19 protein-coding genes are annotated in these 15,389 nt (G+C 72.5%); 9 read left to right on the forward strand and 10 right to left on the reverse strand.

Going from position 1 to position 15,389, the window contains the following annotated elements; translation table 11 throughout:
* Positions 1–8 precede the first annotated feature (8 nt).
* Positions 9–938 (forward strand): LLM class F420-dependent oxidoreductase, encoded by a 930-nt coding sequence (locus tag ACLQ22_RS25715; RefSeq protein ID WP_425694582.1) that lies wholly within the window; start codon positions 9–11, stop codon positions 936–938.
* Between the two features lie 52 nt (positions 939–990).
* On the opposite strand, the gene ACLQ22_RS25720 is transcribed toward ACLQ22_RS25715, so the two are convergent.
* Positions 991–1,218, reverse strand: coding sequence for a hypothetical protein (locus tag ACLQ22_RS25720; RefSeq protein ID WP_425694583.1), 228 nt, complete (start codon positions 1,216–1,218; stop codon positions 991–993).
* 75 nt (positions 1,219–1,293) lie between these two features.
* On the opposite strand from ACLQ22_RS25720, the gene ACLQ22_RS25725 reads away from it, so the two are divergent.
* Both ACLQ22_RS25725 and ACLQ22_RS25730 read left to right on the forward strand, forming a co-directional pair.
* Complete coding sequence (locus tag ACLQ22_RS25725; protein ID WP_425694584.1) at positions 1,294–1,860, forward strand: hypothetical protein; 567 nt, start codon at positions 1,294–1,296, stop codon at positions 1,858–1,860.
* Positions 1,857–3,116 carry an FAD-binding protein gene (locus ACLQ22_RS25730; protein WP_425694585.1) on the forward strand — a complete coding sequence of 420 codons (1,260 nt, stop codon included), beginning with the start codon at positions 1,857–1,859 and terminating at the stop codon, positions 3,114–3,116. The genes ACLQ22_RS25725 and ACLQ22_RS25730 overlap by 4 nt, the downstream gene beginning before the upstream one ends.
* 103 nt (positions 3,117–3,219) lie before the next feature.
* On the opposite strand, the gene ACLQ22_RS25735 is transcribed toward ACLQ22_RS25730, so the two are convergent.
* The gene (locus tag ACLQ22_RS25735) at positions 3,220–4,362 is read right to left on the reverse strand and encodes a site-2 protease family protein (protein WP_425694586.1); all 1,143 of its coding nucleotides are present in this window, start codon (positions 4,360–4,362) and stop codon (positions 3,220–3,222) included.
* A 277-nt stretch (positions 4,363–4,639) separates the two neighbouring features.
* Between ACLQ22_RS25735 and ACLQ22_RS25740 the strand changes: the two genes are divergently transcribed.
* Entirely contained in the window at positions 4,640–5,767 is a 1,128-nt protein-coding gene (locus ACLQ22_RS25740; protein WP_425694587.1) for a DUF3103 family protein, read from the forward strand.
* Positions 5,768–6,028: 261 nt separating this feature from the next.
* Positions 6,029–6,667 (forward strand): N-acetylmuramoyl-L-alanine amidase family protein, encoded by a 639-nt coding sequence (locus ACLQ22_RS25745; RefSeq protein WP_425694588.1) that lies wholly within the window; start codon positions 6,029–6,031, stop codon positions 6,665–6,667.
* A gap of 133 nt (positions 6,668–6,800) precedes the next feature.
* Here ACLQ22_RS25745 and ACLQ22_RS25750 read toward each other — a convergent pair whose 3' ends face one another.
* A complete protein-coding gene (locus ACLQ22_RS25750) occupies positions 6,801–7,097 on the reverse strand; it encodes a GYD domain-containing protein (RefSeq protein ID WP_425694589.1) in 297 nt (98 codons plus the stop codon).
* A gap of 161 nt (positions 7,098–7,258) precedes the next feature.
* Between ACLQ22_RS25750 and ACLQ22_RS25755 the strand changes: the two genes are divergently transcribed.
* Together ACLQ22_RS25755 and ACLQ22_RS25760 are read left to right on the forward strand one after the other, a co-directional pair.
* Positions 7,259–7,540, forward strand: coding sequence for a hypothetical protein (locus ACLQ22_RS25755; RefSeq protein ID WP_425694590.1), 282 nt, complete (start codon positions 7,259–7,261; stop codon positions 7,538–7,540).
* Positions 7,537–7,947, forward strand: a complete 411-nt coding sequence (locus tag ACLQ22_RS25760; RefSeq protein ID WP_425694591.1) for a type II toxin-antitoxin system VapC family toxin — start codon at positions 7,537–7,539, stop codon at positions 7,945–7,947. The genes ACLQ22_RS25755 and ACLQ22_RS25760 overlap by 4 nt, the downstream gene beginning before the upstream one ends.
* Before the next feature lie 61 nt (positions 7,948–8,008).
* Here the strand turns inward: ACLQ22_RS25760 and ACLQ22_RS25765 are convergent, their stop codons facing one another.
* The 3 genes from ACLQ22_RS25765 to ACLQ22_RS25775 are packed head-to-tail and all read right to left on the reverse strand — an operon-like array spanning position 8,009 to position 8,633.
* Complete coding sequence (locus tag ACLQ22_RS25765) at positions 8,009–8,299, reverse strand: PIN domain-containing protein (RefSeq protein ID WP_425694592.1); 291 nt, start codon at positions 8,297–8,299, stop codon at positions 8,009–8,011.
* On the reverse strand, positions 8,296–8,427 hold the full coding sequence (locus tag ACLQ22_RS25770) for a hypothetical protein (protein WP_425694593.1): 132 nt from the start codon (positions 8,425–8,427) through the stop codon (positions 8,296–8,298). Before ACLQ22_RS25770 ends, ACLQ22_RS25765 begins: the two co-directional genes overlap by 4 nt.
* Positions 8,424–8,633, reverse strand: coding sequence for a type II toxin-antitoxin system VapB family antitoxin (locus ACLQ22_RS25775; RefSeq protein ID WP_425694594.1), 210 nt, complete (start codon positions 8,631–8,633; stop codon positions 8,424–8,426). The genes ACLQ22_RS25770 and ACLQ22_RS25775 overlap by 4 nt, the downstream gene beginning before the upstream one ends.
* Positions 8,634–8,719: 86 nt before the next feature.
* On the opposite strand from ACLQ22_RS25775, the gene ACLQ22_RS25780 reads away from it, so the two are divergent.
* On the forward strand, positions 8,720–10,816 hold the full coding sequence (locus ACLQ22_RS25780) for a prolyl oligopeptidase family serine peptidase (protein WP_425694595.1): 2,097 nt from the start codon (positions 8,720–8,722) through the stop codon (positions 10,814–10,816).
* Between the two features lie 62 nt (positions 10,817–10,878).
* Here ACLQ22_RS25780 and ACLQ22_RS25785 read toward each other — a convergent pair whose 3' ends face one another.
* From ACLQ22_RS25785 to ACLQ22_RS25800, 4 genes are all read right to left on the reverse strand, one after another.
* Positions 10,879–11,787, reverse strand: a complete 909-nt coding sequence (locus ACLQ22_RS25785; protein ID WP_425694596.1) for a L,D-transpeptidase — start codon at positions 11,785–11,787, stop codon at positions 10,879–10,881.
* 83 nt (positions 11,788–11,870) lie between these two features.
* The gene (locus ACLQ22_RS25790) at positions 11,871–13,319 is read right to left on the reverse strand and encodes an alpha-amylase (RefSeq protein ID WP_425694597.1); all 1,449 of its coding nucleotides are present in this window, start codon (positions 13,317–13,319) and stop codon (positions 11,871–11,873) included.
* A 238-nt stretch (positions 13,320–13,557) separates the two neighbouring features.
* Positions 13,558–14,253: a hypothetical protein gene (locus ACLQ22_RS25795; RefSeq protein WP_425694598.1), complete on the reverse strand. Its 696-nt coding sequence runs from the start codon at positions 14,251–14,253 to the stop codon at positions 13,558–13,560.
* A gap of 81 nt (positions 14,254–14,334) precedes the next feature.
* Positions 14,335–14,835 carry a YcxB family protein gene (locus ACLQ22_RS25800; protein ID WP_425694599.1) on the reverse strand — a complete coding sequence of 167 codons (501 nt, stop codon included), beginning with the start codon at positions 14,833–14,835 and terminating at the stop codon, positions 14,335–14,337.
* Between the two features lie 120 nt (positions 14,836–14,955).
* Here ACLQ22_RS25800 and ACLQ22_RS25805 point away from each other — a divergent pair, with 120 nt between their 5' ends.
* Positions 14,956–15,381, forward strand: a complete 426-nt coding sequence (locus ACLQ22_RS25805) for an NUDIX domain-containing protein (protein ID WP_425694600.1) — start codon at positions 14,956–14,958, stop codon at positions 15,379–15,381.
* Positions 15,382–15,389 lie beyond the last annotated feature (8 nt).

Here is a 15,389-nt window from a genome sequence, read left to right on the forward strand (position 1 = left end):
CTCGGGGCATGGAACTGCGGATCTTCACCGAACCCCAGCAGGGCGCGACGTACGACGACCTGCTCGCCGTGGCCCGTTGCGCGGAGGAAACCGGCTACGGCGCCTTCTTCCGCTCCGACCACTACCTGAAGATGGGCGCGGTGAGCGGCGACCCCGGTCCGACCGACGCGTGGACCACCCTCGCCGGCCTGGCCCGGGACACCCGGCGGATCCGGCTGGGCACGCTGATGACCGCCGCCACCTTCCGGCTGCCCGGCCCGCTGGCCATCACCGTCGCGCAGGTCGACCAGATGAGCGGCGGCCGGGTCGAGCTGGGCATCGGCGCCGGCTGGTACGCCGAGGAGCACACCGCGTACGGGATTCCCTTCCCGCCGCTGGGGGAGCGCTTCGACCGGCTGGAGGAGCAGCTCGCCGTCGTCACCGGGCTCTGGGCGACGCCGCCCGGCGGGACCTTCGACTTCGCCGGGACGTACTACCCGGTCAGCGACTCGCCGGCGCTGCCGAAGCCGGTGCAGGACCCGCGCCCGCCGATCCTGCTCGGCGGCAAGGGCACGAAGCGCACGCCCCGCCTGGCCGCCCGGTACGCCGACGAGTTCAACATGCCGTTCGTCTCGGTCGAGGACACCGCCGCCCAGTTCGCGCGGGTCCGCGCCGCGTGCGCGGAGGCCGGCCGGGACCCGGGCGAGCTGCGCTGGTCCAACGCCCTGGTGCTCTGCTGCGGGCGGGACGACGCCGAGGTGGCCCGGCGGGCCGCCGCGATCGGCCGGGACCCGGACGAACTGCGCGAGAACGGCCTCGCGGGCACGCCCGCCGAGGTGGTCGACAAGATCGGCCGGTACGCCGAGATCGGCAGCGAGCGGCTCTACCTCCAGGTGCTCGACCTGGCCGACCTCGACCACCTGGAGCTGGTCGCCGCCGAGGTGAGGCCCCAGCTCTGAGCCGGCGGGGTGTCCGCCGCCCGGCGGGGCGGCGGACCCGTCGCGCCGGAGGTCAGGCGCGGCCGCCGGCGGCGACCGCCCGGGGCGCCGGCCCCGGATGGGGCACCGGGCGCGGCGGGGGCGTGGGCGGCGGCGCCGGCTTGGGACCGGGCGTGGTGCCTGCCGGGTACGCCCCGACCGGCGGCACGCCCGACGACACCGGTCCGGTGCCGGTGGGGTCGATCTCCTCCTCGGAGGGGAACACGTCGCCCCGCGGGGCGGGATCGCGGTAGCTGCTCATCGGCGTAGGGTTCCCCGACGACGGCGCGGTAACCGTGCCCGATCGACCGGTTTCCGTCCCGCCGGTGCTCGTCGGATGATGCGTCCCGACGACCACGGTGTCGAACGGGGGTACGACATGGAACTGCACCGCAACCGGGGGGCGTTGGTGCTGCCCCTGGCCTGCGTGATCGGTGGCGGGGTGCTGCTGGCGCTGCCGGGGGAGCACGCGCTGCTGCGCCGGCTGGTCGCCGTCGGCGCCGTGCTGCTGGGCGGGGGCGTGCTGGTCGGCCTGCTGCGCCCGTTCCGGTTCGTCATCGGCGCCGACGGCCTGAGCGTCCGCCGCCCCGGGCTGCGCCGCACGATCGCGTGGGCGGAGGTCGCGGTGCTGGCGCTGGCCCGGCCGCCCGCCCGGGAGGGGCTGCCGTCGACGCCGCGACTGCTGCTGGTCCCCGCGCTCGGCGCGCTGGCCGACCTGCCGGCCGACGCCCGCAATCCGATCGACGGCCGGGCCGCGGTGGAACTGCTGGACCTGGCGCGGGTCCGGGAGAAGCCCGTCGAGGTGGCGGCGGCGCTGACCCGGCACGCCGGGGACCGTTTCGTCGACGCGCTCGGCGGGGCCCCGGCCGCCGACCGGTCCGCCGACCACCACCGCACCCAGTGACCACCGCCGGGGCCGGGCCGCGGCGCAACTGGGCGGGCAACGTCCGCTACGCCGCCCGCCGCCACCACCGCCCCTCCTCCCTCGACGAGCTGCGCCGGCTGGTGGCGGGCAGCGACCGCCTCCGGGCGGTGGGCACCGGGCACTCGTTCAACTGCCTCGGCGACACCACCGGCGACCTGGTCTCGCTGGCCGGGCTGCCCGCGACCGTCGCGCTCGACCCGGACCGCCGGGCCGTCACGGTGCCGGCCGCCATGCGGTACGGGGACCTCGCGGCCTGGCTGCACGCGCGCGGGTACGCCCTGGCCAACCTCGCCTCGCTGCCGCACATCTCGGTCGCCGGGGCGGTCGCCACCGGCACCCACGGCTCGGGGGAGACGATCGGCAACCTGGCCAGCGCGGTCGCCGGGCTGGAACTGGTCACCGCCGGCGGCGACCTGCTGACCGTGGACAGGGCGGCCGACGGGGACACCTTCGCCGGGATGGTCGTCTCGCTGGGCGCGCTGGGCGTCGTCACCCGGGTCACCCTGGACGTGGTGCCGACCTTCGAGATCCGCCAGCACGTCCGCCTCGGCCTCTCCCGCGCGGCGCTGGACGAGGCGTTCGCCTCGGCGTACAGCGTCAGCGTCTTCACCGACTGGCGGTCGCCGCACCTGCGGGAGGTCTGGGTCAAGCAGCGCGCGGACGCGGCCCCGCTGCCGGCGGACTGGCTCGGCACGACGGCGGCCGACACGCCGCGGCACCCGGTGCCGGGCATGCCCGCGCAGAACTGCACCCCGCAGCTCGGCGAGCCGGGCCCGTGGCACGAACGGCTGCCGCACTTCCGGCTGGGGTTCACCCCCAGCAGCGGGGCGGAGTTGCAGTCGGAGTACCACGTGCCGCGCGCCTCGGCGTCGGCGGCGCTGGCCGCGCTGGACCCGGTGGCGCACCTGATCGCGCCGGTGCTCCAGGTCTGCGAGCTGCGGGCGGTGGCCGCCGACGGGCTGTGGCTCAGCCCGAACCACGGGCGGGACAGCCTCGCCATCCACTTCACCTGGACCGCCGACGCGGCGGCGGTGCTGCCGGTGGTGGCGGCGGTAGAGGAGCGGCTCGCGCCGTTCGCGCCGCGCCCGCACTGGGGAAAGGTGTTCGGCCTCGCCCCGGCGGCGGTCGCCGCGGCCCTGCCCCGGTACGCCGACTTCGTCGACCTGGCGTGCCGGCTCGACCCGGCCGGCACGTTCCGCACCGACCTGCTCGACCGCTACCTGCCGCGGTCCTGACGGGCGGACGCCGGGGGAGCGGGGCACGACGCCGCCGCTGCGGCAGGCGAGGATTGGCCGCGCGGGCTGCTGACGACCCGGCCGCGGTGCGGCCGGCGGCCGGTCAGCGCCGGTCGCCGGCCATCTGCTCGCGGAGGCTGCCGCGCTGCACCGCCCGGCTGATGTCGCTCGGCGAGACGATCCCGACCAGCCGGCCGTCGGTCACCACCAGGGCGCGGCCGTCGGCGCACTCGCTGAGCCGGGGGAGCAGCTCGTTCAGCGGCTCGTCCGGCCGGGCGAGCACCAGCTCGTCGGCGCGGCAGGCCACCTCGGCCAGCGTGGTGCCGGCCCGGCGGTCCGCCGGGATGCCCCGCACCCGGTCGAGGGTGACCAGGCCGACGGGCCGGTCGTCCTCGGTCAGCGGCAGCGCGGTGTGCCGGTACGCGAAGAGGTAGTGGTCCACGAAGTCGCCCACCGTCATCTGCCCCGACGCGGTCTGCGGCTGCGGCGTCATCACGTCGGCCACCCGGACGCCCTCCAGCGCGCTGCCCATCCGGGCCTGCCGCTCCTCCATGCCGGCGGCGCCGATCAGGAACCAGCCGATCAGGGCCAGCCACAGCCCGCCGAAGCCGACGCCGGCCAGGAACTGCCACAGCCCCAGCCCGATCAGCACCGCCCCGAGCACCCAGCCGGCCCGGGCGGCGACGACCGACGCCTTCGTCCGGTCGCCGGTCGCCTTCCAGACCGCCGCGCGCAGCAGCCGCCCGCCGTCCAGCGGGGCGGCGGGCAGGGCGTTGAAGACCGCCAGCAGCACGTTGATGCCGGCCAGCCAGGCCAGCGAGCCGAGCAGCAGCCCCTCCACCCCGGCCACGGCGAGCACCACCGCGATCGCGCCGAAGAAGAGCCCGATCAGCAGGCTCACCAGCGGGCCGACGCCGGCGATGCGCAGCTCCGCGCCCGGGTCGCGCGCCTCGCCGCGCAGCTCGGCCACCCCGCCGAAGAGCCAGAGGGTGATCCCGCCGACCTCCAGCCCGTTGCGCTTGGCGACGATCGCGTGCGAGATCTCGTGGGCGAGCAGGCCGAGGAAGAAGACCACCGCCGCCGCGAGCCCCGCCAGGACGTACGCGGCGACGGGCCGGTCCGGGTAGGCCCGGGGGAACTGGTTGGCCGACAGCCCCCAGGCGATCAGCGCGAAGATGACCAGGACGCTCCAGTTGACCCCGACCGGTACGCCCGCAATCCGGCCGAGCCGGAAACTCGCCCTCATGTTCCGGGTACTACCCGCGATGGCCGCGCCCATGCCGACGCGGCGCACCGGGCGAGCTGCCCCGTTGAACGGACGTGCGGCGACCCGGGGCGGGGACCGGTGCCGGTTGACCGTTTTTGCGGCCCGGCGGCGGGAGTTGCCGGTCGCGCACGAGCCTCCGGAGAAGAGCGTCATGGGCGTTGACGACTTATCGATGGACGTATACCTATGTAGCCACAGTCGTCAATCTCTTGGTCGCCGCCACGAGCCGATGGCCGGGAGACGCAGAGGAGTCCATGTGAACCGACGTACCTTCCGACGCGCCGTCCTGTCGATCGGCATCGCGACCGCCACGCTGGTCGGGGCGGTCGCCACTCCGGCGTACGCCCGGCCCGACCACCTCGCACCGGCCCCGGCGGTCGCCAGCCCGGTGTCCGCCATCACCGACGGCGTGGCCCGTCAGGTGGCCCTCGCCGGTCGGTCCGAGCTGACCCGGTTGGGCGTCTCCGCCGTGAACGGCCCGGTCGACCTGCTCGCCGCCGGCGTCGACGCCCGGTTCGCCGGTGACCTCCGCGCCGCCAACCAGCGGTTGCTCGCCGCCAAGGGCCTGCCGGGCGGCACCGGTTCGCTGTTGCGGTTGCGGCTGGCCCACCCGGACATGCGCGCGGCGCTGGCCCGCGGCGAGGCGCCGCTGGTGGCCGCCACCCCGCCCGACGACTCGGCGCCGAGCGTGACCGCGTACGACCGCTCCGGCGCCACGGTGGTGCTGGACGCCGCGCGGGTGCCGCGGCGGCCGGTGCTCGTGGTCGACGTGGACACCGAGCGGGCGCTCACCGCGGGGCTGGCGCTGATGCGCCGGGAGCTGGGCGCGCGGGGGATCGGCGGGGCGGCTCCGGCGCGTCCGGCGACCCGCCCCTCCGGGGTGACCGCGTCGGCCGGTTACTGGGCCACCAAGGTCGACGCCGTCCGGCTGAACGACGACGAGGAGCCCTGGATCAAGGGGGACGCCGAGATCTACAACCTCGTGGCCGGGTTCGGGCTGGACGGCAAGGTCAAGGTCGACCTGGTGCAGATGCCGTACCTGGACCACGACGGCACCACCTACCAGCCGAACCAGCTGCTGGTGCACTTCTCCTCGTACAAGTACAACCTGGCCGACGTGGTCATGATGGAGGACGACGGGGACACCAACTACGCGGCCCTGGTCAAGGCCATCGCGGGTGCCCTTCTGGTGATCGTGGACGGTGGCGCGTACGCCCCGCTGGTCAACGCGATCCTCGACGCCATTCCGACCTCCTGGTACACCGACGACCCGGACTTCGTGGACGCCTGGTACACCCTGAGCACCGCCAGCAGCGGCCGGAAGCACGGCGCCGGCGCCAACGGCTGGATGGACCTCTCCCCGTACTGGGTGCAGGAACTCTGACCCGTTCCGGTGGCACTCGGGCGGGCGGCCCGGCTTCCCCGGTCGCCCGCCCGATTGCCGCTCAGCAGGCTCCCGGCCGGTAACGTGCGAAGGCTGAGCCGGAACACGGACGGCCAGGGCAGGGGAGCCGGCGCGTGCGGCCAGCCGGAAGGCGAAGATCTTCTATCCATCTATTTCCATGCATTACAGTGACGCCGTGCCAGCCCGTACGGGTATGGGCGGCCCACGGCGGCCTCCCGGCACCCCTACTTCCGTGGAGAGGTGCTCGTGATCAGTAACTCCTCAGCGCGCCGCCGCACTCTGCTGGCCGCCGCCGCTGGTCTCGTCGTGGCTCCCTGGGCGGCGGCCGGAACCGCACACGCGGCGGTCCCGAAGGTCTACCTCGACCCCGGGCATGGCGGCACCGACCCCGGCGCCGTCGGCAACGGCCTGACCGAGAAGGCCCTGACCCTCAGCATCGCGCTTCAGACCCGCGACATCCTCAAGGCCAGTTACAGCGTCGACGTACGGATGTCCCGCACCTCAGACATAACCCGCAGCCTCACCTACCGTACGAGCGACGCCAACGCGTGGGGCGCCACGATCTTCGTCAGCATCCACATCAACTCCGGCGGCGGTACGGGCTTCGAAAGCTACCGGTACCCAGGCACCGGTAGCGCCCTGCACAGTGCGGTCCACTCCCGGGTCCTGTCGAGCATGCGCACCGTCGGCTCGGTCACCGACCGCGGCCTGAAGACCGCCAACTTCCATGTGCTGCGCGAGACCGCCATGCCCGCCGTCCTGACCGAGAACCTGTTCATCGACACCGTGGCCGATGCGAACCTGCTCAAGCGCGCCGCCTTCATCACCGCCACCGCCCGAGGGCACGCCAACGGCATCGCCGCCTACCTCGGCCTCTAGGGTGCTGCGTCTCTGAGTCGCCTTCAAGCCGCGGCGGGTTCGGCGAGGACGCCCGTCCGTGGTCCTGGCCATACGTACGGGGGTGGCTGCTCGTTCAGGTCGGCAGTCACCCCATGGCCATGGCCTGATGGAGTTAGCCAGCGGCTTTGGCGACGATGCGAACTATCTCCTCTTGACCGAAAGCCCGCAGGGTCGTGGTACGGACGTTGCCCGCTCCGCCGAGCCGCAGGAGCGCCGCGGAGGCGGTTTCGTCGTCGGGCGCCTCGACGATGGCCACGAGGTCGTACGGGCCGGCGGTCCAGTAGATGTTCAGGAGATTCGCCCCGAGCTTCTGTGTCGCTGCGGCGAAGGCCTCGGCGCGCTTCGCGGTGTCCTTGAAGCCTTGGATCCCCTGATCGGTCCAGTTCAGCAACGCGACATACGTCGGCATGGTCCTTCACCTCCACGAAGAGATTTCATCGTAAGGTAAATTCTGGTCATAATGGCCGAAAATGACCAGAGGGTCGGTGCCGGTGGCGGACCGGAGCACGACCGGTGTGGCGTGACGAGCTGATTGGCATTCCGTCAGTATGCAGCGGGTATGGTCGGAGTATGACTCGCCGCATCACGATCAGCCTGCCCGACGACGTGGCCGCGTACGTCGAGCGCACGCGGGGCACCACGTCCGGTTTCATCGCCGGGATCCTTCGTCGGAAGATGCGTGCCGACAGTCTTCGTGCGAAGTGGGCGCAGCTCGGCTACGTGGTCACCGACGAGGACGTCGAGCAGACCCGCGCCCGCTTGGCGGCTCTCGCGCCCGTCAGCGACGAGCAACACGCCCGCAACGTCGAGTGGCTCAGCCAGTTCGACAACGAGGGGACCGCCGCCGCGTGAACGGTCTCGTCCTCGACACCTCCGCCCTGCTGGCGTACGCGTCGGGCACGAGCGTCGAGCCCGGTGCCATGCTGACCCTGGCCGAGGAGGATCCCGACCAGCAGGTGTGGATTCCGGCGCTCTGTCTCGGGCAGGCGCAGCTCGAACTCGCGGGCACGCCCGCCGCCAGCATGCTTGATCTGCTGCTCGTGGCTGAGCGCGACATTCAAGTGGCGGTCTACGACGCTGCGACGAGTCGGCGGGTGGCCCGCATCGCGGCCGCGTTCACCGTGTCACTGGACGTCGCGCACGCGATCGCCACGGCGATCCTCTACCGCTGTTATCTGGTGACCCGGGACCGGAAGGCCATCGAGGCTGCGGCGCCACCCGGCTTGGACGTCTTCGACATCGGCGAGACCTGGGACTGACGCGCAGCGGTGGTGGCGGCCGGACCTGCCGCAACGGCGGGCGGGGCGGCATGCCACCGCGTCAGTCGACGGTGCCGGCCGGGGCCACCCAGGTGGTGGGTTGACCGGTGATCGCGGTGATCAGGTCGAAGTTCCCGTCGTAGTGCAGGACGGTGACTCCGTGCCGCTCGGCCGTGGCGGCGATCAGCAGATCCGCCATCGACAGCGGACGGTCGTTGCCCTTGTGCAGTGCCTGCACCTGGACGTCGATCGCCCGATCCCAGATCTCGTCGGTCATCGGCAGCCACTGGAAGCCGCTCAGCATCCACCGTGCGCGCTGTGCGTCCTTGGCGGTGCGAGCGCTGTGGATCACCTCGATCTCGACGGCCCACAGGCGGCGAGCAGCCCTCGTTCGGAGAGTTCTTCGAGCACCGGGGCCACCCGGGGCTTGGGCCAGCGGGCGAGGGCCGACTTGTCCAACAGGTAGTGCTCGTGGTTCACGCCGCGTCCGGCTTGGTGGCGTAGACCGGGCCCGTCAGATCGGGTAGTCCTCCGCTCTTGAGCCAGTCGGCGAACTGCCGCCGCTTCTCCCGGCCGACGACAGCCTTGAGGGCAGCGTTGACGGTGGCCTTCTTCGTCGTGGTGCCAAGGATCTCGCTGGCTTCGGCAAGCAGCTCGTCGTCGACGTCGACGATCGTCCGACTCACGGGTGACTCCTTCGAGTGGCGGGACGTCGCCATGCCGACAGCCGGCCGGGTCCGAGTGTGTCCGCCCCGTCGGGGATAGTGGCGGGGTGGCGAGGTTGACCGTGGAGACCGACGACCCGTACCTCTGGCTGGAAGACCTTGATGGCGCGGACGCCGCGCGGTGGGTGCGGGACCGCAACGCGGAGACCGTGGCCGCCCTGACCGGCGGAGAGGGGTTCGCCGTCCTGCGGGCCGAGCTCCGCCAGGTGCTCGACGCGGACGACCGCATCCCCTACCCCGGGTGGCGTGGCGACCACCTTTACTACAACTTCTGGACCGACGCGGCGCGCCCGCGCGGGGTCTGGCGACGGACGACGCTGGAGCAGTACCGCCGGTCGGAGCCGGAGTGGGACGTGCTGCTCGACCTGGACGCGCTGGCCGCCGGGGAGGGCGAGAGCTGGGTCTGGGGCGGCGCGACGGTGCTGCGGCCCGGCTACGGGCGCGCCCTGGTGAGCCTCTCCCGGGGCGGGGGCGACGCGGTCGTGGTGCGGGAGTTCGACCTCGACCGCCGCGTCTTCGTCGAGGACGGCTTCACGCTGCCCGAGGCGAAGAGCGACGTGGGCTGGATCGACGCCGACCAGATCTACGTCGCCACCGACTTCGGGCCCGGCTCGCTCACCTCCTCGGGCTATCCCCGGGTGGTCAAGCGGTGGCGGCGGGGCACGCCGCTGGCCGAGGCCGAGGTCGTCCACGAGGGCCACGCCGACGACGTCGCCGTGTGGGCCTCGCACGACCCGACGCCCGGCTTCGAGCGCGACTTCGTGGGCCGCCGGCTGGACTTCTTCCGCTCCGAGCAGCACCTGCTGACCGCGACGGGGGAGCGGATCCCGGTGGCCGTGCCGGAGGACGCCGGGTGGGACGTGCACCGGGAGTGGCTGCTCGTCCGGCCGCGCTCGCCGTGGGCGGTCGGCGGGGCGACCCACCCCGCGGGCGCCCTGTTGGCGGCCCGGTTCGACGCGTTCCTCGCCGGGGAACGGGAGATGACGGTGCTCTTCCGCCCCGACGACCGTACGGCGCTGAGCGGCTGGTCCTGGACTCGTAACCGGCTGATCCTGGCCACCCTCGCCGACGTGAAGAGCCGGCTGGAGGTGCTGACGCCCGACGGGGAGGGCTGGCGGCGGGAGGCTCTGTCCGGGGTGCCGGAGTTCGACCACAGCGAGGTCGTGGACACCGACCCAAACAACGACGACGCCTACCTGCTCGCCTCGGAGGGGTTCCTCCAGCCGGCGACGCTGCGCCTCGGGCAGGTCGGCGGCGGGGTCGAGACGCTCAAGCGGGCACCGGCGGCCTTCGACGCGGACGGCCTGGCGGTACGCCAGTTCTTCGCCGTCTCGGCCGACGGCACGCGGGTGCCGTACTTCGTGGTGGGCGACCCGCACGCGCCCGCCGGGCCGACGCTGCTCACCGGCTACGGCGGCTACGAGATCCCGATGACACCGCGCTACAGCGGGGTCATCGGCCGGGGGTGGCTGGCCCGGGGCGGCAGCTACGTGGTGGCGAACATCCGGGGCGGCGGGGAGTACGGCCCCGGGTGGCACCGCGCCGCGCTGCGGGAGAACCGGCCCCGGGCGTACGAGGACTTCGTGGCGGTGGCGGCCGACCTGGTGACGCGCGGCATCACGACGCCGGAGCGGCTCGGTATCGAGGGCGGCAGCAACGGCGGCCTGCTGATGGGGGTGATGCTGACCCGCCACCCGGCGCTGTTCGGGGCGGTCGTCGCGCACGTGCCGGTGCTGGACATGCGGCGCTACCACCGGCTGCTGGCCGGCGCCTCGTGGATGGCCGAGTACGGCGACCCGGACGTGGCGGCCGACTGGGAGTTCCTGCGCGGCTACTCGCCGTACCACAACGTCGACGGCGACCGGGCGTACCCGCCGGTCCTGCTCGTCACCTCGACCCGCGACGACCGGGTGCACCCGGGGCACGCCCGCAAGATGGCGGCCCGGCTGCGCGAGCACGGCCACGAGGTGTCCTACTACGAGAACGTCGAGGGCGGGCACGGCGCGGCGGCGAACAACGAGCAGCGCGCCTTCGTCTGGGCGCTGACGCTGGAGTTCCTGTGGCGAAAGCTGGCCGGGCAGACGCGCCCGCCCCTGCCGCGCCGGTCCTCGCCGGCTGCCTTGGACGCGCGGGTCGCTCCCTGACCCGGGCGCGACGCGATCCGGGGACGCTGCCGGCCGGCCGTGGGTGCCGGCGAACGGAACCGTCAGGCCGTCGGGGGCGGGGCGGGTAGCTCGTCGACCACCACGACCTCGGTGCCGGGGCGCACCTCGGCCAGCAGTTCCCGTTGCCCGCTCTTCGTCAGCCGGATGCAGCCGTTGGTGGTGTTCCTGCCCAGCTCGCCGTCGTGGTACCAGCTGTGCACGCCGATGTGCGCGCCGCGCAGGCCCGGCGGCACCGAGTCGGGGTCGTCGGGCACCGAGCCGAGGGCGTAGATGTCGACGCCGCCGTACACGCTCTCCGGCGGCGGGGTGCGGCCGAGGATGAAGGTCCGGCCCAGCGGGGTCTCCTGGCCGCGCTGGCCGAGGCTGACCTCCCAGCTGCGGACGGCCCGGCCGGCGCGGTACCAGGTCAGCCGGTGGTGCTTGCGCTCCACCACGATCTGGTCGGGCAGCGCCACGGTGGTGTGGCCGCCGGGCGGCAGCCAGGCGAGCGTGCGGTTGGCCGACGGGAGCAGCACCGCCGTCCAGCCGGCCTGTCGCCGGGCGATGGGCATGGTCAGCTCGACGCCGCTGAGGGTGGGGTCGAGGAAGGCCAGCGGCCGGCCGCCGGGTGCGGTGTAGGCGGCGATCCGGCGGGTCGGGTGCAGGCCCTCGGTCAGCGGCGTGGTGTCCAGGGTGTCCGGGTCCGCCGGGAAGCCGGTGGGCGCCGGGCCGTAGTCGACCACCGGCAGGTCGTCCGGCGCGGGCGCGGCGGCGGGCACCCGCTCCGGGGCCGCGCTGGTCGGGGCCGCGCTGGTCGGCGCGGGCGGCCCGACGACGACCGGCGGCGCGGTGGGCGCGGCCGCGGGGGTCAGCACCCAGCCGGTGGCCCCGCCGGCCAGCAGGAGCAGGGGTACGCCGACGGCGGCGGCCAGGGTGCGGACGTGTCGCCGGTTCATTCGGTCAAAACGCACAAACTAACTGTAACGGGGGAACGACGGCGAAACCCCGCCCCAGCCGGAAGTCGGTCGGGACGGGGTCCGCGGCGGCGGGGGCCTCAGCTCAGCCGCGCGCCCACGTGGATGGCGATCGCGTCGTGAGCCGGCACGTTCGCGGCGAACCAGCCGCCGCCGTCCACGGTGATCACCGGCCCGCTGCACGTGCCGTTGCTGAAGGTGCCGTGGATGACGTCGCAGTAGCGGCCTGCCGGCAGCCCGGTCTGGTACGACCGGCCGGTGACCGCGGAGTCCTCGTCGTTGATCGTGACGTAGCCCTTGCCGGACCGGCCGAAGGCGATGTGGTTGTTGCCGTTGTCGTACCAGTTGACGACGCCGGCGCCCTCGGTGGCGTTGCGGAAGCCGACCATGTTGGCGATGACCGGCCAGCGGTGCTCGCACTCCCAGCCGGAGTAGCAGGTGGCGTTGAGCGTCCTGCCGGAGCTGTCCGAGGGCGGGCCCTGGTCGCGCTGGCTGAACGTGTAGCTCGACATCACCGTCGGGGAGCCGTACGGCCAGGCGAGCATGAACGCGTTGGCCAGCGCGTAGATGCCCCGGTCGCGGTAGGTCAGCACCCCGCCGACATCGCGCTGGGTGTCGTGGTTGTCCACGAAGACGCCGGCCGAGCCGCTGGGCAGGTGTCCCCACCCCTCGCCGAAGTTGCGCAGGTAGGCGAGCTTCTCGGAGCGGAAGACCCGGGCGAGATCCTTGCCGTAGCGGAACTCGTGCACGTCGCCGTTGCCGGTGTACTCGCCCGGCTGGATCGGCTCGCCGGCGCCGTAGATCACTTCCTGCACCACGTACGCCGAGCGGGACAGCTTGCCCTTGATAGCGGCGATGTCGGCGGCCGGCATGTGCTTGCTGGCGTCCATCCGGAAGCCGTCGACGCCCAGCGAGAGCAGGTCGTTGAGGTAGCCCGCGATCCTCGTCCGGACGTGGTCCGACTCGGTCCTCAGGTCGGCGAGGTTGACCAGCTCGCAGTTCTGCACCTCCCACCGGTCGTTGTAGTTGGCGATGTCGTCGCCGCCGTTGCGACCGCAGTGGTGGAAGTCCTGCGTCTGGTAGATCCCCGGGTAGTCGTAGTGCCCGTACGACGAGCCGGCCCAGCCGGTGCCGCCGTTGTCCTGCCCGGACATGTGGTTGACGACCGCGTCGACGACCACCTTGACGCCGGCGGCGTGGCAGGCGTCGACCATGGACTTGAACTGGGCGCGGGTGCCCTTGCGGGACTCGATCCGGTAGCTGACCGGCTGGTACGCCAGCCACCACTGCGAGCCCCGGACGTGCTCCTGGGGCGGCGAGACCTGCACCCAGCCGTAGCCCTTCGGGCCGAGGGTGGTGCGGCACTCGGTGGCCACCGAGGACCAGTTCCACTCGAAGAGGTTGGCGATGACCTTCTTGCCGCCCGCCGGGGCCGCGCCGGCCGGGGGTGCGGTCGCGGCGGTGGGGACGATCAGGCCGGCGATCACGCCGAGGGCGACGATCGCCGACAACCGTCGACGTCTCTGCATGGGAGGACTCCTGACGGGCGTGGGGACGGGGGGCGGTGGCGAGGCCGGGAGGCCCCGGTGGTGCCGGGATCTTGCAGTAAGCCTTGAAAATTTCCGAAAGGTTACAAGCGCATTGCAAGCACTGTCAATGCATGGGCATGCGTGGATGTATTCCGGAGGTGGCCGAGGTCGCCTCGCCATCGCGACCGACGCAGCGCGCGCCGGGCAGGACGCCGGCCCTGGAAGGGGCCAGGGGCGGTCAGGTGGCTGCCTCGAGCCAACGTCGCCAGCTCGTGCGGGTGGGAGTCCGCTCGGGATGCGTGGCCACATGGAGGACGAACTGTGCTCGCAGCTGGACCAGGGGATCGTCGGCGGACGTCAGCATCTCCACCGCATGGAGGAACAGCGAGTCGTGGAGATGACGGACCAAGCTGGCGTACAGCCAGTCCTTGCACCGGTACGGTCGCCTCAGTGCCGCGAGGATCAGCTCAGCGACCTGTGGCTTGACGGCCTCCGGGAGACCGCCCCGATCGAGTCGGCGCAGGAGCACCTCCTTCGTTCCCCAGCGGGACCACATCCACGACTCCGGCGCTCCCCACTCGTCGGGATACTCCGTCTCCCACCGCAGGTAGAGGGCGACGATCGGCGCCCACCGTGCGCGGGCGGCGCGGTCGTCGTCCGAAGCGTCCCGGAAGGCATCGAGAGGTCCGTAGATCGTCTGCTCCTGATGCCACCGGAAGTCGGCGCGCGCCTGGTCCAGCCTCGCGGCGAGCCGAGCCTGACCGGACCTCGACCGGTAGTGCGCTGCCCACAGGCCGTTCGACCGGTGCAACGCATCGCTCGCCGCGGCGAGCAGTGCCTGATGACGGGCAAGCGCATGGTGACGCCTGACCGGATCGACCGCCACCAGGTCAAACAGCCAGGAATAGTCGCCGCGCGGCTCCGCAGACACCATGGCAGCTTGCCATCCCCGCCCATCCGGGAAGTAGCGGCACCGGCAGGCGTCAAGGGAGGTGTCGGCTCCGCCTGAAAGTTCTCAGGCGGAGCCGACAAGCAGCCCGCGATCGGCCATGAAGGCTCGCAGCGTCTCCGCCTCCTCAGCGGACATCAAGCGGCGTGGGATCACGGTCGCCGGCATCCGGCCGACGTACACGATCCAGAACTCAGGGGTGTCCCTCACCCGGGCCACCCCGTCCCAGGCGATACCGCCGGACTCTGAGCCGCTGCGCATCATGATGTTGTCGTCAGTGATGTCGTAGGCGCCCTCGACCGCGTAGCGACTGGAGCGACGCCGGGCCCGCCACTGCACCCACGGCGAGTACATCATCGACAGCAGACCACCCAGGACCATCGCCATGCACAGCGACGAGACCTGGTCACCCCACGCGAACCCCCGCGAGACGGCAAACCCGATCGCCCCGACCGCCGCCAGTACCGCACCGACATAGCCGAATTTGCGCAACCGAACACTGCCGAGCGCAGCGGCCACGCGGCCCGGGTAGGCGGGATCGGCTGGGACGTCGAAACGGATGTGCACGTCAGAACGATATGCCCCTACCGTTTGTCGGCAGCGCCTGACTCGCACCGGCTGGCCGGATCGTCGGGTCCGCCCGTCGTCAGCGGTGGATCGGCTCACGACGGATGGCACAATGCGCCTGTGCCGATCTCCGGGGAAGGCTCTCCCAAGGCTCGCATCGTCACGGCGTTGCTGCGGGACGACAACCGGGTCCTGTTATGCCACCGATCTCCCCGGCGCCGTTGGTATCCCGACGTCTGGGACCTGCCCGGTGGGCACGTGGAGCCCGGGGAATCGCCCGGCGTGGCACTTGCTCGAGAGATTCGAGAGGAGCTGGGCATCGACATCGCGGCGCCGTCGGGTCCGCCCGTGCACAAAGTCGGTGCCGACACGTTCGACATGCAGATCTGGCTGATCGAAGCGTGGACGGGGTCTCCAGACAACCTCGCGCCGGACGAACACGACGCCATCGCGTGGTTCACCGAAGACGCGCTTGGCGGACTGTCCCTGGCTCATGACAGCTACCTTGCGATGTTCAGCAAAGTTCTTGGCGAGCACAGGGCCTGACCACGACT

The sequence above is a fragment of the Micromonospora sp. DT178 genome, assembly GCF_049841695.1.
Taxonomy (GTDB): Bacteria; Actinomycetota; Actinomycetes; order Mycobacteriales; family Micromonosporaceae; genus Micromonospora.

What these genes read in the sequence shown, in the direction of transcription:
- ACLQ22_RS25755 (WP_425694590.1), top strand. Translation starts at nt 7,259, where the DNA reads ATGACTCGCCGCATCACGATCAGCCTGCCCGACGACGTGGCCGCGTAC.
- ACLQ22_RS25720 (WP_425694583.1), bottom strand. Translation starts at nt 1,218, where the DNA reads ATGAGCAGCTACCGCGATCCCGCCCCGCGGGGCGACGTGTTCCCCTCC.
- ACLQ22_RS25750 (WP_425694589.1), bottom strand. Translation starts at nt 7,097, where the DNA reads ATGCCGACGTATGTCGCGTTGCTGAACTGGACCGATCAGGGGATCCAA.
- ACLQ22_RS25795 (WP_425694598.1), bottom strand. Translation starts at nt 14,253, where the DNA reads ATGGTGTCTGCGGAGCCGCGCGGCGACTATTCCTGGCTGTTTGACCTG.
- ACLQ22_RS25735 (WP_425694586.1), bottom strand. Translation starts at nt 4,362, where the DNA reads ATGAGGGCGAGTTTCCGGCTCGGCCGGATTGCGGGCGTACCGGTCGGG.
- ACLQ22_RS25715 (WP_425694582.1), top strand. Translation starts at nt 9, where the DNA reads ATGGAACTGCGGATCTTCACCGAACCCCAGCAGGGCGCGACGTACGAC.
- ACLQ22_RS25790 (WP_425694597.1), bottom strand. Translation starts at nt 13,319, where the DNA reads ATGCAGAGACGTCGACGGTTGTCGGCGATCGTCGCCCTCGGCGTGATC.
- ACLQ22_RS25725 (WP_425694584.1), top strand. Translation starts at nt 1,294, where the DNA reads ATGATGCGTCCCGACGACCACGGTGTCGAACGGGGGTACGACATGGAA.